Origin of the sequence: Dactylosporangium salmoneum, assembly GCF_039532525.1 — a bacterium.
Classification (GTDB): domain Bacteria; phylum Actinomycetota; class Actinomycetes; order Mycobacteriales; family Micromonosporaceae; genus Dactylosporangium; species Dactylosporangium salmoneum.
The window spans coordinates 80,111-102,135 of the sequence record NZ_BAAARV010000066.1 but is presented as its reverse complement, the minus strand read 5'-3'; the positions used below and the strand labels follow the sequence as shown (position 1 = coordinate 102,135).

Below are 22,025 nucleotides of genomic sequence, written 5' to 3'. Positions count from 1 at the left end.
GGCTCACGGTGTCGCTTCGCCCGGGAGGTCGCTAGTCTTTCCAGCCGTGGGCTTGCGTGACCTGGTTTATTCGCTGTACGAGAAGCGTCTCGCCCGGAGGCTTCTCGGCAAGCCGAAGCCGCACCACGTCGGCGTGATCGTCGACGGCAACCGCCGCTGGGCGCGTGAGATGGGCTACGTCGATCCGAACGACGGCCATCGTGTCGGCGCCGAGCGCATCAAGGAGCTGCTGCGCTGGTGCGACGGCTCGGGCGTGAAGCACGTCACCCTGTGGCTGCTCTCGACCGACAACCTCTCCCGCCCGGCGCAGGAGCTCGACCCGCTCCTGCGGATCATCGAGAGCCTCTCCGCGGATCTCGCCGCCGAGCGCAACCCGTGGCAGCTGCGCATCGTCGGCGCCCTGGACCTGCTGCCCAGCGCCACCGCACACGCCCTGAAGGCGGCCGAGGAGAAGACGCTCGACCGCGCCGGTGGCGCCCAGGTGAGCCTGGCCGTGGGCTACGGCGGCCGCCGCGAGATCGCCGACGCCGTGCGCTCGCTGCTCCACGAGCACGCCAAGGCCGGCACGTCGATCGAGGAGCTGGCCGAGATCCTGGACGTCGACCACATCTCGGATCACCTGTACACCCGCGGCCTTCCCGACCCGGACCTGGTCATCCGTACCTCGGGGGAGCAGCGCCTCTCCGGCTTCCTGCTGTGGCAGAGCGCCCACTCCGAGTTCTACTTCGCCGACGTGCACTGGCCGAGCTTCCGCCGCACCGACTTCCTGCGGGCCCTGCGCTCGTACGCCAACCGCCAGCGCCGCTACGGCGCCTGACCGCCCTCCACCCGTTCGGCTGATTCACGGCATATCGGGCACCGCGCGGCGCGGCATGTCGGATTTATGCCCCTTGTCGCCTGCCGGGGTACAAATGCGCCGCTTGCCGCCTGACTTGTCGGTTTATGTCAGTAAAATGCCGTCCGGCCCATTGCACGGCATGGGGGCGCGTCGCGTCGTCCATCGGCAGTGAGCAGTCGGTGCCAGTGGGTGACAGGACAGCTCTAGTGGATTTTGCTCGTACCGGATAGCGTCATTGCTGTGGCAGGGGCTTTCCCGGCCATCCGAGGCCCGGACCGAGCGAACACAGTGAAGCCACGGGGCCAAGCACCCGACCCCGTGCGGGCGTCGGAGGACGCGAGTGCGGGCGGCGAGGTGCCCGTCCCCGGAGATCCCGTGACCGTTCGCCGTAGTCCCTCAGCAGACTCCTCCAACTCAACCTCCTCGGAGCCGGCGCCAGCGCCCGTCAAGGCCGTCCGCCGCACCCGCAAGAAGGCCGAGGAGGCCCCCGTTCCCCAGCGGCGCACCTTCGTGCTCGACACCTCGGTTTTGCTGTCCGATCCCGGGGCGTTCCTGCGCTTCGGAGAGCACGACGTCGTGCTGCCACTGGTCGTCATTTCCGAGTTGGAGGGCAAGCGGCACCACCCCGAGCTGGGCTACTTCGCGCGGCGCTCGCTGCGCTTCCTCGACGAGCTGCGCGCCAAGCACGGGCGGCTCGACGAGCCCCTGCCGCTGACCGACGCCGGGGGCACGCTGCGGGTCGAGCTCAACCACGCCGACCAGCACGTCCTGCCCACCGGGTTCCGGGCCGAGACCGACGACGCGCGCATCCTCGCCGTCGCGCTCGCGCTGCAGGCCGAGGGCAAGGACGTCCTGCTGGTCACCAAGGACATGCCGCTGCGGGTCAAGGCCGGTTCCGTGGGCCTGGCCGCCGACGAGTACCAGCCGGGGCCCACCGCCGACCACAGCTGGACCGGCATGGTCGAGCTGGGCATCAGCGAGACCGAGGTCAAGCGGCTGTACGCCGGGGAGGCCGTCGACCTCGACGGCGCCGGGGACCTGCCCGTGCACACCGGGCTGGTGCTCTCCTCGCCGAACGGCTCCGCGCTCGGCCGGGTGAGCGTGGACAAGTCGGTGCGGCTGGTCCGGGGCGACCGGGAGGCCTTCGGGGTCCGCGGGCGCTCGGCCGAGCAGCGCGTGGCCCTGGACCTGCTGCTGGACGAGTCGATCGGGATCGTGTCGCTGGGCGGGCGGGCCGGCACCGGTAAGTCCGCGCTCGCGCTGTGCGCCGGCCTCGATGCGGTCATGGAGCGGCGCAAGCACAAGAAGGTCATCGTCTTCCGGCCGCTGTACGCCGTCGGCGGCCAGGAGCTGGGCTACCTGCCCGGCAGCGAGGCCGAGAAGATGTCCCCGTGGGCGCAGGCCGTCTTCGACACGCTGGGCGCGCTGGTGCACGACAACGTGATGGAGGAGGTCGCGGCCCGCGGGATGCTCGAGGTGCTGCCGCTGACCCACATCCGCGGTCGCAGCCTGCACGACGCGTTCGTGATCGTCGACGAGGCCCAGTCGCTGGAGCGGGGCGTGTTGCTCACCGTGCTCTCCCGCATCGGCAGCAACTCGCGGGTGGTACTCACGCATGACGTTGCGCAGCGTGACAACCTCCGGGTGGGCCGGCACGACGGCATCGCCGCGGTGATCGAGGCCCTCAAGGGCCATCCGCTCTTCGCACACGTCACACTCACCCGTTCGGAGCGTTCTCCGATCGCCGAGGTCGTCACAGATCTGTTGGAAGACCTGCCGTTTGAGAGGTAGCAGAGGACCAAGTTGAGGATTTTTATCCGAATTGTGCCGTGATTAACGTCACAGAAGGTAGCGTTTGGGTTCTCACCCGCTCATGCACTAGGCGATGGTGAGTTCCGAGCGCGTGACGCCAGCGAAGTCGGCATCAGGCGCTCACGGTGCGTAAGGGGAACGGGCGGGCACGCCCCGCCCGTTCTCCGAGCCGCCAGTCCCTGTCCCCGACGAATGGATGACTACGTGATCCGGCTGTGGCACCGGGTCGGCAAAATCCGGGCTATCTCCGCACTCGCGGTTCTTCTCGCGGGGCTCGTGGGCGGGCTCGTGATCGCCAACCGACAGACCCAGCACGACGCGTCCAGGACTCCGGTCTCCGTTGACGCCGCTGCGATGCCCTTCTCGTCGTCGTCCGCGACGCCGTCGGTCTCGCGCTCTCCCTTTACTCTCGATGAGGCCGATGCCCTGGCCAAGGCCAAGGACGCCGCCTCCGACGCTTCGGCGCAGGCCAAGGCGGCCGACGACGAGGCCCGCCGCAAGGCCGAGGAGGCCGCGAGCCGGGCCAACCAGCGCACCTCGGCCCCGCCGCCCACCAACTCGGCGCCGAAGTACCCGGTGCCGAGCTCCTGCAACGTCTACTCCGGCAACAAGAAGATCGGCTGTGCGGTGCTCGTGGGCTACGGCTTCGGCCTCGACCAGATGCCGTGCCTGGAGAAGCTCTGGGACCGGGAGAGCCACTGGAACGCGTCCGCGGCGAACAAGAGCAGCGGCGCGTACGGCATTCCCCAGGCCCTCCCCGGCAGCAAGATGGCCACGGTCGGCGCCGACTGGAAGACCAACCCCGAGACGCAGATCCGCTGGGGCCTGAACTACATCAAGGGCAAGTACAAGACGCCCTGTGGCGCCTGGTCGCACAGCCAGTCGACCGGCTGGTACTAAAGCTGACCGACAGTTCGCACCGTCGCCGTATGGCGGCGGCGGTGCGAACCTGTTACCACATTGGTCGTGGCGATCGACTCTGATCAGCGGTCCGACCCGACCCGCTTCGGCACCGAGGCGTTCTACGCCTCCATCGGGCGCGCGTTCGTGGCAATGTGCGCCTTCGTCCCGGTCCTGTTCCTCATCGAGCTCCTCGACCGGCTCACGCACAACCGGCTCTCCCGCGACGGCGGCATCGACCCGCACCGCATCGACGGGCTCGACGGCATCGTCTTCGCCCCGTTCCTGCACGCCAGCTTCGAGCACGTGCTGGCCAACAGCATCCCGCTGATCCTGCTCGGCACCTTCGTGCTGGCCGACGGCGGCGCCCGGTTCTGGCTCACCACCGCGTTCATCGCCATCGTGTCGGGCGTCGGCGTGTGGTTCCTCGGCGACGGTCTCACGGTCGGCGCGAGCGGGGTGATCTTCGGGTACCTCGGCGTCATCCTCATGCGCGGCGTGATCAGCCGCAGCTGGTGGCACATCGCCGTCGGCCTGCTGGTCGGGCTCCTCTACGGCTGGCAGATCGTCGGCGTGCTGCCCAACGACCCGGACGTCTCGTGGCAGGGCCACTTGTTCGGGTTCATCGGCGGCCTGGTCGCCGCGATCCTGTTCCGCCGGCGCCGTCCCCGCCCGGTCGAGCACGCGGATCCTCTGGCCCTCGACCCGGACCTGCCGTAGCGTTCGCCCCATGCGGGAAGTCGACCTCGCCATCGTCGGTGCGGGACCGGCCGGACTGTTCGCTGCCTACTACGCGGGCTTCCGGGGCCTGTCGACCGCGGTCATCGACGCGCTGCCCGAGCCCGGCGGGCAGGTCACGGCGATGTACCCGGAAAAAATGATCTTCGACGTGGCCGGCTTCCCCGGCATCCGCGGCCGCGACCTGGTGGCCAACCTCGTCGAGCAGGCCGCCCAGTTCGCGCCGGAGTACGCGCTGGGGGTCCGGGCCGAGGGCCTGTCCTATGTGGATGAGCGGCCGGTGCTGGCGCTGTCCGACGGGCGTTCGCTGCACTGCGGCGCGGTGCTCATCACCGGCGGCCTGGGCAGCTTCACCGCCCGGCCGCTGCCGGCCGCCGACGGGTTCGCCGGGGAAGGGCTGGTGTTCTTCGTACCGCACCTGGCCGACCTCGCCGGGCACGACGTCGTCATCGTCGGCGGCGGCGACTCCGCCTTCGACTGGGCGCTGGCCCTGCAGCCGGTCGCCCGGTCGGTCACGCTCGTGCACCGGCGCGACAAGTTCCGCGCGCACGCCTCGACCGTCGCCCGGGTGCAGGCCCTCCCGGTCGAGGTCATCGTGAACGCCGAGGTGGCCAAGCTGCACGGCGACACGCGCGTCTCGGCGGTCGAGGTGGCCGTGCGCGGCGGGGAGGTGCGCATGCTGCCGGCCGACACGGTGGTGGCCGCGCTCGGCTTCACCGCCGACCTCGGGCCGCTCGCCGAGTGGGGCCTCGAGCTCGACAAGCGGCACATCCGCGTGGACACCACCACCGCGACCAACCTGCCGAGGGTCTTCGCGGCCGGGGACATCAGCGAGTACCCCGGCAAGGTCCGCCTCATCGCCGTGGGCTTCGGCGAGGCGGCCACCGCCGTCAACAACGCCGCCGTGATCATCGACCCGGCCGCTCACCTGTTCCCCGGACACTCCTCCGACAACGGCTGAGCGCCCAGCCCGAACCCGGGCGGCAACTTCTCAGAAACCCTCGCCCGCCGCCGATGGACCAGGCGTGGCAGGCGTCCGTCTCCAGGTCCTCGGCGTGGTACTCCTGGGCATGCTGGTGTCCGGCGGCGCGGGGCTGCTGATGCACCGCGTCGAGCGCGACGGCGCCGCCCAGGCCCTGGACCGGCGCACCGCGGCGGCCCAGGACGCCGTCGCCTCGGCCGCCCAGCGCTACGTCGACGCGCTGCAGCTGGCCGCCGGCGCCCTCGAGGCCCTGCCCACCCTGGACGCGGCCGCCTTCGGCACCGCCACCCAGCCGCTGGGCCGGCTGTGGCTGCCCGGCGCCAGCGCGGCCGACTACGTCGTCGCGGTGCCCGACGTCGAGGTCGCCGCCACCCAGGCCGCCTGGCGCAAGCTCGGCGCGACGGGCCTGACGCTGGCACCCACCGCGGGGGTCACCGAGCACTACTTCACGGTGCTCACCCGCCACCTCGACAGCCGCTCGCCGTCCGGGCCCGGCGCCGGCCGGGACGTCGCCGCCATCCCGCAGGTCGGCTCGGCGATCGAGCGGGCCGCCGACACCGGGCTGCCGTCGACCTCGGAGCCGTACGTGCAGCTGAGCGACGCGGACCGCCCGGCCGGGGAGCAGCCCCAGACCGTGACGCTGGCCCAGCGGGTGCGCGACCGGTCCAGCGGCGCGGTGCGCGGGTTCCTCCAGCTGACCGTCCGGGTGCAGGACTTCTTCGGCGACACCATGCTGCAGCCGGCCCCGGAGCTGCTCGACGTGAGCCTGGCCGCCTACGCCGGCACCGAGCTGCGCATGATCGCCGGCATCCACCGGAGCGACCCGAGCGACCCCGACCTGCGCCGCAGCGTCGAGGTGCAGGTCGGCGACCGGCAGTGGCGGCTGCGGGTGGCCACCGACGAGGGCGCCCTGGTCGGCGCCGACGGCCACCTCGACGACGGGATGTTCTTCGGCGGCGCGGCGCTGACCCTGGTGACCGCGCTGCTGGTGTACACGCTGGCCACCTCCCGGCGCCGGGCCGAGGAGCGGGTCGCCGTGGCCACCGCCGAGCTGCGGGTCGCCGGGGCCACCGCGCGGCAGCAGGCGGCGCTGCTCGGCGCCGTCATGGACACCATCGCCGACGGCGTCGCGGTCATCGACGGCGACGGCCGGGCGGCCTGGCTCAACCCGACCGCCCGGGCCATCCTCGGGCCGGAGGCGTCCGAGCGGCCCACCTCGGAGTGGCCCGAGCTGCTCGACATGCGCGAGGCCGACGGGGTGACCCCGTACCGGTCGCGGCACGTCGGCGAGGGCGGGCCGGAGACGTACGTCGAGTGCCTCATGGGCGATCGGCGGATGGAGGTGCGGCTGCGGACCCTCACCAAGGAGGGGGAGCCCGGGGCGGTGGCGGTCATGCGGGACATCACCGACCGGCACGCGGCCGAGGAGAAGCTGCGCTCGTCCGAGGAGCTGCTGCAGATCCTGCTCGACGGGGCCCGGGACTACGCCATCTACATGCTCGACCCCGGCGGGCTCATCGTGAGCTGGTCGGTGAACGCCGAGCGGCTCAAGGGGTACAGCAGCGAAGAGGTCATCGGCCGGCCCGACTCGATCTTCTTCACGCCCGAGGACCGCGCCGCAGGCACGGACGAGCAGATCCTGGCCCGGGCGCGCGAGACGGGCCGGGCCGAGATCGACGGGCCCCGGCTGCGGCGCAACGGCACCCGCTTCTGGGCCCACGGGCTGCTGACCGCCGTGCGCCACCCCGACGGCTCGCCCCGCGGGTTCGTCATGGTGACCCAGGACATGACCGCCCGCAAGCAGGCCGAGCGGGTCATCGAGCGGCTCAACGCGGACCTGGAGCGGCGGGTCGCCGAGCGCACCGCCGACCTGCGCGAGGCCAACGCCGAGCTGGAGTCGTTCTCGTACAGCGTCTCGCACGACCTGCGGGCCCCGCTGCGTGCGGTCGACGGCTTCGCCAAGATGCTCGCCCTGGACTACGACGCGGCGCTGGACGGGCAGGGCCGCCGCTACGTCGGGCGGACCCGGGCCGGCGCGCAGCAGATGGGCGAGCTCATCGACGGGCTGCTGGCCTTCTCCCGGCTGCAGCGGCAGGAGATGGCCAGCCGCCGGGTCCAGCTCGACCACCTCGTCGCCGAGGTGTGGGAGGAGCTGGCGGTCGAGCGGGGCGACCGGGCGGTCGAGCTGGTCGTCGGCGAGCTGCCGGACGCGCTGGGGGACCCGCGGCTGATCCGGCACGTGGTGGCCAACCTGCTGGGCAACGCCGTCAAGTACACCCGCGAGGCCCGGCCGGCCCGCGTCGAGGTCGGGCACAGGGTGACGGCCGGCGGCGAGGCGACCTACTTCGTCAGGGACAACGGGGCTGGGTTCGACATGCGGTACGCGGACAAGCTCTTCAAGGTCTTCCAGCGGCTGCACCGCGTCGAGGACTACGAGGGCACCGGCATCGGCCTCGCGCTCGCCCATCGCATCGTGCACCGGCACGGCGGCCAGATCTGGGCGGACGCGGTGCCGGGGGAGGGCGCCACCTTCTACTTCACCCTGCCGCTCTTCGCCCGCACCGCCGACGTGGCCGAGCTGGAGGCGGTGCGATGAACCGGGTACTGCTCGTCGAGGACAACCCGGACGACCTGGAGCTGGCCCGGCTCGCCTTCGCGCGGGGCAGCCTCGCCACCACGGTCGACGTGGCCCGGGACGGCGCGGAGGCGCTCGAGTACCTGCTCGCCCCCGGTGCCGAGCCGCCCCAGGTGGTGCTGCTGGACATCAAGCTGCCGCTGGTCGACGGCATCGACGTGCTGCGCCGGGTGAAGGCCGACCGGCGGACCCGGCACATCCCCGTCGTCATGCTCACCTCGTCGGCCCTCGACCGGGACCTGCACGCCTGCTACGAGCTGGGCGCCAACAGCTACATCGTCAAACCCGTCGACATGGAGCAGTTCATGGCCGCAGTCAACAACATCGGCGTGTACTGGCTGGGCCTCAACCTCACCGACACGCCCTCATGAAGATCCTGCTGCTGGAGGACAACTCCGACGACGCCGAGCTGCTCGCCTTCGAGCTGCGGCGGACCGGCGTCGCGCCCGAGTTCCTGTGGGTCGAGGGGCGGGAGGACTTCCGGGCCGCGCTGGACGCCCCCGGCGGCCCGCCCGACGTCATCCTGGCCGACTACTCCCTGCCGCAGTTCAACGCGCTGGAGGCGCTCGAGCTGCTGCGCGTGGGCGAGCACGAGATCCCGGTCATCGTGGTCAGCGGCGCGCTCGACGAGGAGGCCTGCGTCGAGGCGCTGCGCCACGGCGCCGTGGACTACCTGCTCAAGGACCGGCTCGGCCGGCTCGGGCCGGCGATCGAGCACGCGCTGTCGCAGCGGCGCCTGCTGGCCGACCGCCGCCGGGCCGAGCTCACCTTCCGGGCCGCCTTCGACCACGCGCCGGTCGGCATGGCCGTCACCGACCTGGCGGGCCGGGTGCTGCAGGTCAACCAGGAGCTCTCCCGGATGACGGGCCTGACGCGGGCCGGCTCCCTGCTCGACATGATCTGCGACGACGACCGGGCGCTGGTCGCGGAGCGGCTCGAACGGCTGGTGGCGGGGGAGACCGGCAAGGTCACCAAGGAGCTGCGGCTGTGCCGGCCCGACGGGGGGATGGTGTGGGGCCAGTACTCGGCCTCGCTCATCGGCGGCGGGGCGTCCAGCGTCGTGCACCAGTTCGCCGACGTCACGGACCGCCGCCGGGCCGAGGAGGCGCTGCAGCGGCAGGCCGAGAAGCTCGCCCGGACCAACGGCGAGCTGCAGGAGCTCGACCGGCTCAAGAGCGAGTTCGTGGCCACGGTGTCGCACGAGCTGCGCACGCCGCTGACGAGCATCCGGGGGTACACCGAGATCCTGGCCGACAGCGATGCCACCGGCCTCGGCCCGACCGAGCGCCGGATCGTCGGCATCATCGACCGCAACGGCCGGCGGCTCCTCGACCTCATCGAGGACCTGCTCACGTTCTCCCGCATCGAGTCGGGCACGCTGACCCTCGCGCTGGGTCCGGTGCGCATCCGGCAGCTCGTCGACGCCGCCTGCGAGGCGATCCGCCCGGCGATCGAGGCGGCCGGCCTGCAGCTCACCCTCGACGTCGACGACCACATCCCGGTCGTGCAGGGCGACGGCGAGCAGCTGGAGCGGGTCGTGCTCAACCTGCTGGACAACGCCGTGAAGTTCTCCGACCCGAAGGGCGGCACCGTGACCGTCACCGGCCGGGGGCGCGACGGCGAGGTCGTGCTGTGGGTCCGCGACACGGGCGTGGGCATCCCCGACAACGAGCAGGGGATGATCTTCAACCGCTTCTTCCGTGCCGCGGACGCTCAGAAGCGCGCGGTCAAGGGCAGCGGCCTGGGGCTGGCCATCTCCAAGGCCATCGTCGAGGCCCACGGCGGCTGGATCGCCCTCGAGTCGATCGAGGGCAGCGGTACCACCGTGGGCTTCGGACTGCCTACGCCTTGAGGCTCCCGGCCAGCTGGCTCAGCTGCTCGGCCTTGCCCTGGCCGAAGACGATCACCGTGCGTGTGCCGGTCGTCTGCAGGATCGCGCGCTCGCCAGGGCGGCCGGGGGTCCAGCGCTCCCACTGCGAGCCGTTGACCGTCACGTCGCCGGCGGCCTGGGAGTCCTTGCCGAGGATGGCCGGCACCAGCTCGGCCTTCGGCTTGGCGCTCTCGGCCACCTGCATGGCGCCGTCACCGGGCGCGGTGACCCCGATGCGCAGCACGCCGTCGGTGTAGGTGATCGAGACGATCCGCCAGCCGCTCGGCAGCTGCTCCGGCTTGAGGGCCTCGAACTGCCCGGCGCGCTGCACCGACCCGTAGACCTCGGCGGTGTCCAGCGGCGGCGGCGTCTCGTGCCCGAGGAAGCGGTAGAGCCCGACCACCAGGAACACCGGCACGATCAGGACCAACATCGACAGCGCCATGTCGCGCGGGCGCCGCGACCTCGTCTCGCGGGGTGATTGCTGTGTCGCAGTTGCCACGGTCCCATCTTGACAGGCGCCGCGCCCTCGATGCCTGTCAGGATTGGTCGCAGAAAACACACCCACGCAACGACGCGCGAGGAGTGCACAAACGATGAGTGGTGAGATGGACCGGAACCTGGCCCTGGACCTGGTCCGGGTCACGGAGGCGGCGGCCCTGACCGCCGGCCGCTGGGTCGGGCGGGGCGACAAGAACGGCGGCGACGGCGCAGCCGTGGACGCGATGCGCCTGCTGATCAACTCCCTGCCGATGCGCGGCACGGTGGTGATCGGCGAGGGCGAGAAGGACAACGCCCCGATGCTGTACAACGGCGAGAGCGTGGGCGACGGCACCGGCCCCGAGGTCGACGTGGCGGTCGACCCCGTGGACGGAACCACGCTGATGAGCAAGGGCATGCCCAATGCCCTGGCCGTGCTCGCGGTGGCCGAGCGAGGGGCGATGTTCGACCCGTCGGCCGTCTTCTACATGCAGAAACTGGCGGTCGGCCCGGACTGCGCCGACGTGATCGACATCGAGGCCGGCGTGGAGGAGAACCTGCGCCGCATCGCCAAGGTGAAGCGCTCGAGCGTCTCCGAGCTGACCGTCTGCATCCTTGACCGCCCCCGCCACGAGGACCTCGTCCACGAGGTGCGCCAGACGGGAGCCCGCATCCGCTTCATCTCCGACGGCGACATCGCCGGCGCCATCAGCGCGGCCCGCGACAACAGCGAGACCGACGTGCTCATGGGCATCGGCGGCACCCCGGAGGGCATCATCGCCGCGGTCGCCCTGAAGTGCATGGGCGGCGCCATCCAGGCGAAGCTGTGGCCGCGCGACGAGGCGGAGCGCGAGAAGGCCCTGGCCGCGGGCCACGACCTGTCCCGCGTCCTGAGCACGGACGACCTGGTGAGCGGCGACAACATGTTCTTCTGCGCGACCGGCGTGACCAGCGGCGACCTGCTCAAGGGCGTGCGCTACCGCTCGGGCGGCGCCTATACGCAGTCCATCGTGATGCGGTCGCGCTCGGGCACGATCCGCTGGATCGACTCCTTCCACCGGCTGGAGAAGCTGCGCGCCTACTCACTTGTCGACTTCTCCTAGCACTGGCCCACGCGCACGGCGGCGGCCTTCCACCACTCGGGAACCCCGGGCCGGTGAGGGCCGCCGCGGCCCGAGCGAGGTGGATTCCGAGCGTCTCAAACCAACTCGGCCGTGCCTGACCACCGTGCGCGCCTACTCGCTGGTCGGCTTCTTCTAGCGCTGGCCCGCCCGCCCGGGTCGGTGATGGCCGCCGCGGCCTGATCGAGGTGGATTCCGAATGGCGCAAACCAACTCGGCCGTGCCTGAATTGTCCGCCCTGGCGGTACGTCGTTTCTCTTTGTGATGGCCGGGTGCGTTCCCCATCCGACAAGCGCGCAGGAGTGTGCGCCATTTGCGAATGTGCGTTGTTGTTCGGGGCGGTGATTTCGGCCGGGCGCTGGGACAATTGGATGCATGGGGCAGCTGCAATTGTTCACCAGGGGCGAATTGGCTGCCATGCGGGATCGGACGAGGTCGCGTCGTTATTGTCCGGCGAAGGAGCAGTTCCGGCGGGAACATGAGCGGCATCGTGCTTGGGGCTTGGCCAGGCGGCACGCGGAGCGGCTGCGGCGCGTGCGCGGTGATGCCCCGCCACCGGTCGCCGACCAACAGGACGACGCGGTCCGCGAACCGGTGCCGCCCCCGGCTGTGGTTCCTGAGCAGGTCGAACATCCCGCGCCGCATGAGACGGACGGCGCCACGCAGCCTGGCCCTGACTCGAAGCGTCGTGGCGCACCCGCACCATTACCGCGCAGGCCCGCTCGTGCGGCAACCCGCGCAATGGTGACCAGAAATGTTGGGCGGGCGCATTGCCGTCGTCGTTCGACAATGCCACGCCATTTTCTGCAAGCTTGCCGAAGCAACTGCTATCCCAATGGGCCGCCCCCGTCGATTCCCGGACGTTTCGACAACGCGTATCGCTGCTAGTTTGCGGGCGTGCTCAGGCGGCGGCAGGTTCGAAAGCGGGCTCTGTGCTGATCGGTGCTCCTTGCCGGACGCCGAGGGCGGTCGCTGGGCCGCGTCCCCGCGCTGCAGAAAGAGTCGAGCAAGAATGCCCGCGCAGCAGCGGGGAGTCGCCGAGCGCCCGTGGAACGGAGGAAGTGCTCAAGCGCCCGGCAGAGCAGAAGGAGTGCTCAAGCGCCCGCCAGAGCAGAAGGGGCGCTCAAGCGCCTAGGGAGACACAGTGCTCAGGCGCTCGCGGTGCGGCGCGGCAGAAGAGCACGCCGCGCCCGCGCCGCGAGCGGAGGGAGCGGTGGTCAGCTCAGGGTCTTGGCGACCTCGGCCGCCCGGGCCGTGGCCTGGGCCTTCATGTCGCGCTTCAGCTCCTGCGGCAGCGAGAAAACCAGCTTCTCCTGCGCCGTGGTGACCTCTGCCACGTCGGTGAAGTCGCGGGCCGCCAGGAAGTCCAGGACCTCCATCACCAGCTCGTCCGGCACCGAGGCGCCCGAGGTCACGCCGACCGTCGTCGCGCCCTCGAGCCAGGAGTCCTGGATCTCGGAGGCGTAGTCGATCAGGTAGCCGGCCGAGGCGCCGGCGTCGACGGCGACTTCGCGCAGGCGCTGGGAGTTGGAGGAGTTCTGCGAGCCGACCACCAGGACCAGGTCGCAGTTCGGGGCCATGGCCTTCACCGCGTCCTGGCGGTTGGAGGTGGCGTAGCAGATGTCGTCGCTCGGCGGGGACATGAGCAGCGGCAGGCGGCGCTTCAGCCGGGCCACCGTCTCCAGGGTCTCGTCGACCGAGAGCGTCGTCTGCGACAGCCAGACCACCTTGGAGGGGTCGCGGACCGTCACCTTGTCCACGCCGTCCGGGCCGTCGACCAGCTGGATGTGCGCCGGGGCCTCGCCCGTCGTGCCGATGACCTCCTCGTGGCCCTCGTGGCCGATGAGGAGGATGTCGTAGTCGTCGGCGGCGAAGCGGCGGGCCTCCTGGTGGACCTTCGTGACCAGGGGGCAGGTCGCGTCGATCGCGCGCAGGTTGCGGCCCTTGGCCTGCTCGTGGACCTCCGGGGCGACGCCGTGCGCGGAGAAGACCACGATCGCGCCCTCGGGGACCTCGGCGTTCTCCTCGACGAAGATCGCGCCCTTGGCCTGCAGGGTGCTGACCACGTGCTTGTTGTGGACGATCTCCTTGCGCACGTAGATCGGCGCGCCGTACAGCTTCAGCGCCTCTTCCACGGTCTGAACCGCACGGTCCACACCGGCGCAGTAGCCGCGGGGTTTGGCGAGCAGAACGCGCTTCGAAGCAGTCACCCCGCCATGGTACGTGCCCACAGCGCCCCCTTCCCCGCCCGCAGGAGCGGCAGGACGGAGCCCAGTGCCGCCAATATGCCGCATACGCTCACGATCGCCGCCAGGGTGAACCACGGCATGACCAGCGTCACAGGGGCGCCGATCTCGTCCTGGAGGCCGGCCCGGGCCTCGAAGAGTGCGGGGACCGCCACGGCCAGGCCGAGCAGCGCGCCGACGAGCACGCTGAGCAGCGCCTCGCTCACCACGACCCGGGCGGCCTGGGCGCGGGTGGCGCCGGCCCGGTGCAGGGTCAGGAACTCCGGCCGCCGCGCGTGCGTGGCCATGAGCAGCGTGTTGGCCACGGCCAGCGCGGTGTACCCGACGGAGATGCCCAGCAGCACGGCCAGGAACAGGTCGATGAGGTCGCCCTCCTCGGCGGCCTTGCGCTCGACGTACGCGCGGGCCGTCATCCGTTCGGCGCCGGGCGCCGGCACGAAGTCGCCGGAGAGGTAGACGACGTCCGTGAGCGCGGCCGGGTCGTGGGCGCGCAGCAGGTCCCGCGGCAACTTCACGGGACCCTCGGAGACGGCCGCGACGGTGACCGGCAGCACCGAACCGTCCGCGAAGCGCAGCGGCACCGACTGGCCGGCCGTCCGGCCCAGCGAGGGCGGGGCGACCAGGCCGGGAACGTCCGTGCCGATGGCGTCGACCGGCTCGCCGGAGGCCAGGTACACGGTGCTGACCAGCTCCGACCGGCCGGGCTGGGCACGGACCGCGGTCTCGGACAGGCCGGGCGCGTTCGCGGACCGTGCGGCCACCGCCGACTCCGGGATCTTGGCCGTGTCCTCGACGCCGACCGCCCCGTCCGCGGTCTGGAAGGTGCCGACGAGCAGCACCGCGAAGCCGACCGCGGCCAGCACGGGCGCGGCGGTCGAGGCCACCCGGCGGGCGGAGACCCGCGCCCCCTCGCGCAGCAGCAGGCCGGTCGGGCCCCGCCGGGCCGGCCAGGTGACCACCCGCACGACCGGCACCACGACGACGGGGGCCAGCAGGGCCGCGGCTACCAGCAGTACCATCGCGGAACCCAGCACGAGGGTGGGCTTCTGCTCGGCGCTGGAGCCGGGCAGGAGCAGCGCCAGGCCGGCACCGCAGAGCAGCAGCGCGGACCCGGCCACCCACCGCGACAGCGTCATCGGGCGCGGCTCGGCGGCGGCGACCCGCAGCGCGTCCAGGGGCCGCACCCGCGAGGCCCGCCGGGCCGAGAGCCACACCCCGAGCGCGCCCACGACCAGCCCCACGGCCAGCGCGGTCAGCGGCGCCCACCAGGTGAAGCCCACCCGGAAGCCGGTCGGCTCCAGGCCCACGGCCACGAACGGGCCGGCCAGCAGCGGGGCCAGCGCCGCGCCGAGCAGCGCGCCCGGGACGCCGGCGCCGAGTGCGACCAGCGCGACCTCGGCCAGCAGCATCCGGCGGACCTGGCCCGGCGTGGCACCGACCGCGCGCAGCAGGGCCAGCTCGCGGCGGCGCTGGGCGGCGGAGAACGCGCAGGTGGAGGCGACCACGAAGATCGCCACGAAGGCGCCGACGAGCACGGTCGCGATGATCAGCTGGGCGCCGATCCAGCGGGTGCTCCGGTCGCCCTCGGGCTCGGCCGCGGCCCGCGCGTCGCCGGTGAGCGCGGTGCCGAGGCCGCCGAGCAGGACGGGCAGCCGGGCCGCCACGTCGTCCGGGCGGGTGCCCGGGTCCAGGCGCAGGCCGATGTACTTCACCCCGCCGGCCAGCCCGCGCGCGGTGGCGTCGTCGACGTAGTACCCCGGCCGGTCGATCGTGCCGGTCACGGTCCACGTCGCCGGCCCGGCCGCGGTGAGCACGGGCAGCGCCGCGCCCACCGGCAGCCCGAGGGCGGCGTCGACCACGACCTCGCCGGGCTTCTCCGGCGCCTTTCCGCTTCCGAAGGTGTACGTCCTGAGCCCGGCCGACGCCCACCCGCGCCCGGCGTGCAGGGAGTCGGTGGCGTCCCCGGCGGGCCGCCCGTCCACCAGCCGCTGCACGTAGAAGGGCCGGTCCGGTACCGCCGCGGCCACCCCGGGCACGTCGGCGAGCCTCGCGACCAGCCCGTCGACCTCCTCGGCCGACCACGGGCGGTAGGTCGGGTAGCCCCCGTTCGGCGGGTCGTACCGCGGCGCGGCGACGACCACCCCCGCCCCCGAGAGCTCGTCCGGCACGCGGGGCCGCGCCGAGGCCCACAGCGACAGGCTGCCGGCCACGACCGCCACGCCCACGAGCAGCGCGACGAAGGTGCCGAGGAAGGAGCCCCAGCGGTACCGCAGCATCGAAAGGCTCATCGGGACTCCAACCGGGCCATGCGGGCCGCGATCTGCTCGGCGCCGGAGGGCTCGCGCAGCTCGTCGACGATGCGGCCGTCGGCGAGGAACAGCACCCGGTCGGCGTGCGCGGCGGCCAGCGGGTCGTGGGTCACCATGACCACCGTCTGCGCGTGCCGGTCGACCGCGGTGCGCAGCAGCCGCAGCACCTCCCGCGAGGCGGCGTTGTCCAGGGCACCGGTCGGCTCGTCGGCGAAGAGCACCGCGGGCTCGCTGACCAGGGCGCGGGCGATCGCCACCCGCTGCTGCTGGCCGCCGGAGAGCTCCACCGGACGGTGCCGGGCCCGATCGGCCAGCCCGACCTCGGCCAGCACCGCGCGGACCTGCCCGGGCGCGGCCCGCCGGCCGGCCAGGCGCAGCGGCAGCTCCACGTTCTGCTCGGCGCTGAGCGCGGCGACCAGGTTGAAGGACTGGAACACGAAGCCGACCCGGTCGCGCCGCAGCCGGGTCAGCGCCTTCTCGCTCAGCGGGGTGAGGTCCACGCCGTCGATGAGGACCCGGCCGCCGTCGACCCGGTCGAGCCCGGCCGCGCAGTGCAGCAGGGTCGACTTGCCGGAGCCGGACGGGCCCATGACCGCGGTGAAGCTCGCCGGGGAGAACCGCACGGAGACCTCGTCGAGGGCGGTGACCGCGTGCTCGCCTGAGCCGTAGCGGCGGGTCACTGACCAGAGTTCGACCGCCTGGTGCGTCTGCAGTGTCGTCGTCACGCTTTCCGATCGAACCGGCCCGAGGGCGTTGGCACAGTCGCGCGGCGGTGAGGCTTGCGGGTAACGCCAGCACTACCGCGCCCGGCCCCGCCCCGCCGGTACCGTCGCAGCATGCAGCCCCGATCCGTCACGGAGGCGCTGCGGCTGCCACCCGGCAAGTTCCTGACCTCGTGGTGGCCGTGGCGGTCGCTGGCCTACCTGACCACGGGCGGCCTGGTCGGCATGGTCGCCGGCGCGGCCCTGCTCGCCCTCCTGCTCGCCGGCGCCGCGCTGAGCCTGGTTGTCATCGGGCTGGCCGGGTTCGTCGCCGCCGCGCTGTCCGGCGTCGTGGTGGCCCGCGTCGAGCGGCGCAGGCTGCGGATGGTCGACGACGTGCGGCTCACCGATCCGCACCGGGCGCCCGAGCGGCCCGGGCTGCGGGCCTGGGTGACGACCCGGCTGGCCGAGCCGGCCACCTGGCGCGAGCTGGGCTACACGATGCTCATGACGACCGCCCTGTGCTGGCTCGACGGCGTTGTGGTGGCGCTGTGGGCGTGGGGCGTCTCGGCGCTGGTGTGCGGGCCGCTGTACATCCACGACTCCCCGGCGTCGCTGGTCCTCACCGGCTCGGTGTTCGGCGTGGCCCTCGGGATCGTGTTGCTCTACCCGCTCAGCGCCTGGGCGGCCGCCCGCGCGGCGATCACCCTCGCGGTGCTCGGCCCGCGGATGGAGTCCGACCCGCGGCTGACCGAGGTGGCCCGGTCGCGGGCCCGGCTGGTCGACGCGTTCGAGGTGGAGCGCCGGCGCATCGAGCGCGACCTGCACGACGGCGCCCAGCAGCGGCTCCTGGCCCTGTCGATGCAGCTCGGCCTGGCCCGCCTGGAGCTGCCCCCGGGCGCGCCGGGGGCCGAGCCGGTGGCCCGCGCCCACGACCTGGCCAAGGAGGCGCTCGCGGAGCTGCGGGAGCTCATCCGCGGCGTACACCCGAAGATCCTCGCCGACCGCGGGCTGCACGCCGCCCTGCGCGAGGCTGCCGACCGGGCCCCGCTGCCGGTCGACGTCGACGCGGCACTGCCGACCCGGCTGCCCGGCGCGGTCGAGGCGTGCGCGTACTTCGTGGTCGTCGAGGCGCTGGCCAACGTGGCCAAGCACAGCGGCGCGACCCGCGCCCGGGTGGTCGCCTCGCTCGGCAGCGGCAGGCTCACGGTGCAGGTGCGCGACGACGGCCGGGGCGGCGCCGACCCGGCCCGCGGCACCGGCCTGTCCGGCCTCGCCGACCGGGTGGCCGCCGCGGGCGGGACCGTGGCGCTGGCCAGTCCGGCCGGTGGGCCTACGGTGGTCCACGTGGAGCTGCCTTGCGGGTCGTGATCGCGGAAGACGGGGTGCTGATCCGGGAGGGCATCGCCGGACTGCTGGGCCGCTTCGGGCACGAGGTGGTCGCCGCCGTCGGCGACGCGCCCGCGCTCGTGGCAGCCGTGCGCGAGCACCGGCCCGACCTGGTCGTGACCGACGTGCGGATGCCGCCCGGCTTCAGCGACGAGGGGCTGCAGGCCGCGATCGCGCTGCGGGCCGAGGACCCCGTGCTGCCGGTGCTGGTGCTCAGCCAGTACATCGAGCAGACCTACGCCGCCGAGCTGCTCGAGTCGGGCCGCCGGGCGGGCGTCGGCTACCTGCTCAAGGACCGCATCGGCGACGTGGCCGACTTCGCCGACGCGGTCGCGCGGGTCGCCGCCGGCCACACCGTCGTCGACCCGGACGTGGTGGCCCAGCTGCTCGGCCGCCGCCGCGACCCACTCGCCCGGCTCACCCCGCGGGAGCGCGAGGTGCTCGCCCTGATGGCCGAGGGCCGCTCCAATGCGGCGATCGCCCGCGCCCTGGTGGTGAGCGAGGCGGCGGTGGCCAAGCACATCAACGGGCTGCTGGCCAAGCTAGACCTGCCACCCGACGACGACGTGCACCGGCGGGTGCGCGCGGTGCTGGCCTACCTGCGTGGCTAGGGTGTCATGGTGACCGACCTCGGGGGCGACAAGTCGACGAGCGACAAGCCATGGCCGGTTCGCGTGGTCAGCCAGAAGATCGGGCAGTGGATCGGGCGGCTGGGCTGGATCTGGATCGACGGGCAGGTCACCCAGATCGTGCGGCGGCCCGGCACCAACACGGTCTTCATCACGCTGCGCGATCCGTCGGCCGACCTCAGCCTCAGCGTGACCACCAACCGCGACGTGCTCGACCTCGGCGCGCCCCAGCTCACCGACGGGGCCCGGATCGTGGTGCACGCGCGGCCGGAGTTCTACGCCGCCCGCGGGTCGCTGAGCCTGCGGGCCGACGAGATCCGCCAGGTCGGGCTGGGTGAGCTGCTGGCCCGCCTGGAGCAGCTCAAGAAGCTGCTGCAGGCCGAGGGGCTGTTCGCCCGGGAGCGCAAGCGGCGCCTGCCGTTCCTGCCGCGCCGCATCGGGCTGGTCACCGGCCGGGCCAGCGCCGCGGAGCGCGACGTGCTCATGAACGCGCGGCGGCGGTGGCCTTCCGTGGACTTCCGGGTGATCAACGTGGCGGTGCAAGGTCCTTCCGCGGTACCGCAGATCATCGACGCTCTCGCGGTGCTGGACCGCGACGAGACGGTCGACGTCATCGTGCTGGCCCGGGGCGGCGGATCGGTCGAGGACCTGCTGCCCTTCTCCGACGAGGCGCTGTGCCGGGCGGTGTTCGCCTGCCGCACGCCGGTCGTGTCGGCCGTCGGGCACGAGACCGACGTGCCGCTGGTCGACTTCGTCGCCGACGTGCGCGCCTCCACCCCGACCGACGCGGCCAAGCGGGTGGTGCCCGACCTGGGCGACGAGCTGCGCCTGATCGCCCACGCCAAGCAGCGCCTCGACCGGGCCCTGCGCGGCCTGCTCGACCGGGAGCAGCACCGGCTCGACGCGCTGCGCTCCCGCCCGTCCGTGGCCCGCCCCCTGACGATGGTCGAGCAGCGGGAGGCCGACGTGGCCGCGCTGCGCGACCGGGCCGCCCGCAATCTCCGGCACCGGCTCGACCGGGCCGGCACCGAGCTCGAGCACACGCTCGCCCGCCTGCGCACCCTGTCGCCGTCGGCCACGCTCCAGCGCGGCTACGCGATCGTGCAGCGCGCGGACGGGGCCGTGGTGCGCAACCCGGCCGAGGTGTCCGGCCAGGACCGGCTGCGCATCCGCCTCGCCGAGGGCGAGCTCACCGCGATCGTGGAGGAATAGATGTCCCGCTTGCAGGAGTACATGCTGGCCAGCGCGTCGAGCGGCCGCGAGGTCGTGCACGCGGGGCCGTTCACGGTGACCATCACCGGGCACGATCCCAACGTGTACCTCAACTACGCCATCCCCGACCCGGGCGCCGAGCCGACGCCGGCCGACGTCGCCGCGCTGGTCGAGGCGTTCACCTCCCGCGGGCGGGCGCCGCGGCTGGAGTACCTGCCGGGCCTCGCCCCGGCCGTCGAGCCGGCGCTGCTGGCCGCCGGGTTCGCCGTCGCCGAACGGCTGCCGCTCATGCAGTGCCCGCCCGGCGAGGACCGCGACGCGCCGCTGCCGGCCGGGTTCGAGCTGGTCGCGCCGCAGACCGAGGCCGACACCGCGGCGCTGCTGACGGCCCAGCACGAGGCCTTCGGCGAGCCGCCGCCGGGGCCGCAGCACGTGGCGGCCACCCGGGCCAAGGCCGCCCAGGGCCAGATCCAGGTGATGGCCCGCGACCTCGCCTCGGGTGAGGTGGCCGGCGGCGGCGTCGCGGTCGCCGTGCGCGACGGGATCTCCGAGGTGGCGGGGATCGGGGTGCGGCCGAAGTACGAGCGGCGGGGCCTCGGCGGGGCGATCACGCTGCACCTGACGAGGGCGGCGTTCGCGGCCGGGGCGACGCTTGTCTACCTGACCCCGGCGGGCGAGCCCCAGGAGCGGGTCTACGCGCGCGTGGGCTACCGCCGCACCGACTCTGTCCTGTTCCTGTCGTACGAGGGGACCGCATGACCGACTCGATGACGTACGAAGAGGCCCGGGCCGAGCTCGCCACCGTGGTCGAGCGGCTGGAGTCCGGCGGCTCCACGCTGGAGCAGTCGCTGGCCCTGTGGGAGCGCGGCGAGGAGCTGGCCGCGATCTGCCAGCGCTGGCTGGACGCGGCCCGCGCCCGGCTGAGCCCGCCGGAGGCCTAGCCCCTTCGACCTGTGTCGTCAGGCGTGCAGCGCGGCGGTCCGCACCCATTGCCGGTGCGGGTCGGGGCTGGGCAGGCAGGCGACCGCCCACGCCTCCTGGGTGGCCCGGTCGAATGCGCCCCACAGCGCCGAGCGTGCCCCGAGCCGCGCGGCTGTGAACGTGGCCCGGCGGGACAGCTCGTGGCTGCCGTAGGCGTCGCTGGCGCTGCGGACGAACTCGGGGTTGGAGCTGCCCAACGACCCGCCGAGCACGACGAGGTCGGGGTCGACGAAGCTCGCGATCTGTGCCAGGACCATGCCGATCGCCTCTCCGGCGGTGCGCATGCTGCGGGCGTTGCCCGTGCTCGCCGCGCTGACCAACGCGTCCAGGCAGCCGGTGCGGCCGCACCGGCAGCGCAGCCGGCAGCCGGGCACCCGCACGTGGCCGATCTCCCCGCTGATGCCGTGCGTGCCGGAGAAGATCTGCCCGTTGATGACCAGGCCGCCGCCGACCCCGTCGCCGGCGCTGACGTAGATCAAGCTGCGCACCTCCGGTGCGCCGGCCTCGATGAACTCGCCCCAGGCGCCGAGGTCCGAGCTGTTGTCGACGATCACCGCGGTCGCGCTGGGCAGGCCGAGCAGTTCGCTCGGCCGGGCCCCGTCCCAGCCGGGGACGTTGCCGATCGGCCGCACGGTGTGCCCGATCACCGGAAACGGCACGGTGACCCCGACCGCCCGCAGGTCGCCGCGGTGCACCCCGTGACGGTCCAGGGCGTCGGTGAGCATCGTGTGCGCCTGTGAGAGCGCTTCCCGCGCACCCTGGTCGACCCGCCGCGGAACTCGCTGCTCATCGATGACGTTGTGGTGCATGTCGCCGACCGACACCGCGACGTGGCGGTGGCCGAGGTCGATGGCGCCGACCCAGCCGCGGTGCCGTACCAGGCGTAGCTTTGTCGATGGCCGGCCGCGCCGCTCCTCGCGGTCGGCGGTGTGCTCGGTGAGGAGTCCCTCGGCGACCAATTCGGCGACGGTTTGTGCGACTGCGCTGCGCGACAGGCCGATGATTCGGGACAGGTCGCGGCGGGTGCTGGCCCGGCCGCGGTGCACCAGTTCCAGGACGGTTCGCCGGGTCGTGGACTGCAAATCGCGCTCCTTGCCGTGCCCAGGCGCGTGGCAGCGCACCCGACCGCCTTTTATCGCGGCGTGAATTAAGCCTCCCGCAACGAGTTTGACCTTGGCCAAG

Annotated in this window: 19 protein-coding genes; 14 read left to right on the top strand and 5 right to left on the bottom strand. The window is 72.9% G+C overall.

All coding sequences use genetic code 11. The features are described 5' to 3' along the window. Positions 1 to 46: 46 nt before the first annotated feature. From ABD352_RS33765 to ABD352_RS33730, 8 genes are all read left to right on the top strand, one after another. Positions 47 to 817: an isoprenyl transferase gene (locus ABD352_RS33765; RefSeq protein WP_344616580.1), complete on the top strand. Its 771-nt coding sequence runs from the start codon at positions 47 to 49 to the stop codon at positions 815 to 817. A 531-nt stretch (positions 818 to 1,348) separates the two neighbouring features. Further along, positions 1,349 to 2,629, top strand: coding sequence for an RNA 5'-3' helicase PhoH2 (gene phoH2, locus ABD352_RS33760; protein WP_344616626.1), 1,281 nt, complete (start codon positions 1,349 to 1,351; stop codon positions 2,627 to 2,629). Between the two features lie 213 nt (positions 2,630 to 2,842). Continuing rightward, entirely contained in the window at positions 2,843 to 3,550 is a 708-nt protein-coding gene (locus tag ABD352_RS33755) for an aggregation-promoting factor C-terminal-like domain-containing protein (RefSeq protein ID WP_344616579.1), read from the top strand. Between the two features lie 72 nt (positions 3,551 to 3,622). Next, complete coding sequence (locus ABD352_RS33750) at positions 3,623 to 4,270, top strand: rhomboid family intramembrane serine protease (protein ID WP_425553754.1); 648 nt, start codon at positions 3,623 to 3,625, stop codon at positions 4,268 to 4,270. Positions 4,271 to 4,280: 10 nt separating this feature from the next. Continuing rightward, the gene (locus tag ABD352_RS33745) at positions 4,281 to 5,249 is read left to right on the top strand and encodes an NAD(P)/FAD-dependent oxidoreductase (protein WP_344616577.1); all 969 of its coding nucleotides are present in this window, start codon (positions 4,281 to 4,283) and stop codon (positions 5,247 to 5,249) included. 64 nt (positions 5,250 to 5,313) lie between these two features. Continuing rightward, on the top strand, positions 5,314 to 7,866 hold the full coding sequence (locus ABD352_RS33740; RefSeq protein WP_344616576.1) for a PAS domain S-box protein: 2,553 nt from the start codon (positions 5,314 to 5,316) through the stop codon (positions 7,864 to 7,866). Then, positions 7,863 to 8,276 carry a response regulator gene (locus ABD352_RS33735; protein ID WP_344616575.1) on the top strand — a complete coding sequence of 138 codons (414 nt, stop codon included), beginning with the start codon at positions 7,863 to 7,865 and terminating at the stop codon, positions 8,274 to 8,276. Before ABD352_RS33740 ends, ABD352_RS33735 begins: the two co-directional genes overlap by 4 nt. Beyond that, positions 8,273 to 9,757 carry an ATP-binding protein gene (locus ABD352_RS33730; protein ID WP_344616574.1) on the top strand — a complete coding sequence of 495 codons (1,485 nt, stop codon included), beginning with the start codon at positions 8,273 to 8,275 and terminating at the stop codon, positions 9,755 to 9,757. The genes ABD352_RS33735 and ABD352_RS33730 overlap by 4 nt, the downstream gene beginning before the upstream one ends. Here ABD352_RS33730 and ABD352_RS33725 read toward each other — a convergent pair. After that, positions 9,747 to 10,277 carry a DUF4245 domain-containing protein gene (locus ABD352_RS33725; protein WP_344616573.1) on the bottom strand — a complete coding sequence of 177 codons (531 nt, stop codon included), beginning with the start codon at positions 10,275 to 10,277 and terminating at the stop codon, positions 9,747 to 9,749. The two genes, ABD352_RS33730 and ABD352_RS33725, sit on opposite strands and share 11 nt — an antisense overlap. Positions 10,278 to 10,371: 94 nt before the next feature. Between ABD352_RS33725 and glpX the strand changes: the two genes are divergently transcribed. Continuing rightward, positions 10,372 to 11,358 carry a class II fructose-bisphosphatase gene (gene glpX / locus ABD352_RS33720; RefSeq protein WP_344616572.1) on the top strand — a complete coding sequence of 329 codons (987 nt, stop codon included), beginning with the start codon at positions 10,372 to 10,374 and terminating at the stop codon, positions 11,356 to 11,358. Positions 11,359 to 12,593: 1,235 nt separating this feature from the next. On the opposite strand, the gene ABD352_RS33715 is transcribed toward glpX, so the two are convergent. From ABD352_RS33715 to ABD352_RS33705, 3 genes are read right to left on the bottom strand one after another with little or no spacing between them, the layout of a single operon-like run. Next, positions 12,594 to 13,670, bottom strand: coding sequence for a 4-hydroxy-3-methylbut-2-enyl diphosphate reductase (locus ABD352_RS33715; RefSeq protein ID WP_344616571.1), 1,077 nt, complete (start codon positions 13,668 to 13,670; stop codon positions 12,594 to 12,596). Further along, positions 13,583 to 15,910 (bottom strand): FtsX-like permease family protein, encoded by a 2,328-nt coding sequence (locus ABD352_RS33710; RefSeq protein ID WP_344616570.1) that lies wholly within the window; start codon positions 15,908 to 15,910, stop codon positions 13,583 to 13,585. Before ABD352_RS33710 ends, ABD352_RS33715 begins: the two co-directional genes overlap by 88 nt. Beyond that, positions 15,907 to 16,656 carry an ABC transporter ATP-binding protein gene (locus tag ABD352_RS33705; RefSeq protein ID WP_344616569.1) on the bottom strand — a complete coding sequence of 250 codons (750 nt, stop codon included), beginning with the start codon at positions 16,654 to 16,656 and terminating at the stop codon, positions 15,907 to 15,909. The genes ABD352_RS33710 and ABD352_RS33705 overlap by 4 nt, the downstream gene beginning before the upstream one ends. A gap of 111 nt (positions 16,657 to 16,767) precedes the next feature. Here ABD352_RS33705 and ABD352_RS33700 point away from each other — a divergent pair, with 111 nt between their 5' ends. From ABD352_RS33700 to ABD352_RS33680, 5 genes are read left to right on the top strand one after another with little or no spacing between them, the layout of a single operon-like run. After that, positions 16,768 to 18,003 (top strand): sensor histidine kinase, encoded by a 1,236-nt coding sequence (locus ABD352_RS33700; RefSeq protein WP_344616568.1) that lies wholly within the window; start codon positions 16,768 to 16,770, stop codon positions 18,001 to 18,003. Beyond that, positions 17,991 to 18,632 carry a response regulator gene (locus ABD352_RS33695; protein WP_344616567.1) on the top strand — a complete coding sequence of 214 codons (642 nt, stop codon included), beginning with the start codon at positions 17,991 to 17,993 and terminating at the stop codon, positions 18,630 to 18,632. The genes ABD352_RS33700 and ABD352_RS33695 overlap by 13 nt, the downstream gene beginning before the upstream one ends. A gap of 9 nt (positions 18,633 to 18,641) precedes the next feature. Continuing rightward, positions 18,642 to 19,862 (top strand): exodeoxyribonuclease VII large subunit, encoded by a 1,221-nt coding sequence (gene xseA, locus ABD352_RS33690; protein ID WP_425553749.1) that lies wholly within the window; start codon positions 18,642 to 18,644, stop codon positions 19,860 to 19,862. Further along, the gene (locus tag ABD352_RS33685; RefSeq protein WP_344616565.1) at positions 19,863 to 20,621 is read left to right on the top strand and encodes a GNAT family N-acetyltransferase; all 759 of its coding nucleotides are present in this window, start codon (positions 19,863 to 19,865) and stop codon (positions 20,619 to 20,621) included. It abuts the gene before it with no gap. Further along, entirely contained in the window at positions 20,618 to 20,803 is a 186-nt protein-coding gene (locus tag ABD352_RS33680; RefSeq protein WP_344616564.1) for an exodeoxyribonuclease VII small subunit, read from the top strand. The genes ABD352_RS33685 and ABD352_RS33680 overlap by 4 nt, the downstream gene beginning before the upstream one ends. An 18-nt stretch (positions 20,804 to 20,821) precedes the next feature. Here the strand turns inward: ABD352_RS33680 and ABD352_RS33675 are convergent, their stop codons facing one another. Continuing rightward, positions 20,822 to 21,925, bottom strand: coding sequence for an ROK family transcriptional regulator (locus ABD352_RS33675; RefSeq protein WP_344616563.1), 1,104 nt, complete (start codon positions 21,923 to 21,925; stop codon positions 20,822 to 20,824). Positions 21,926 to 22,025: the final 100 nt, after the last annotated feature.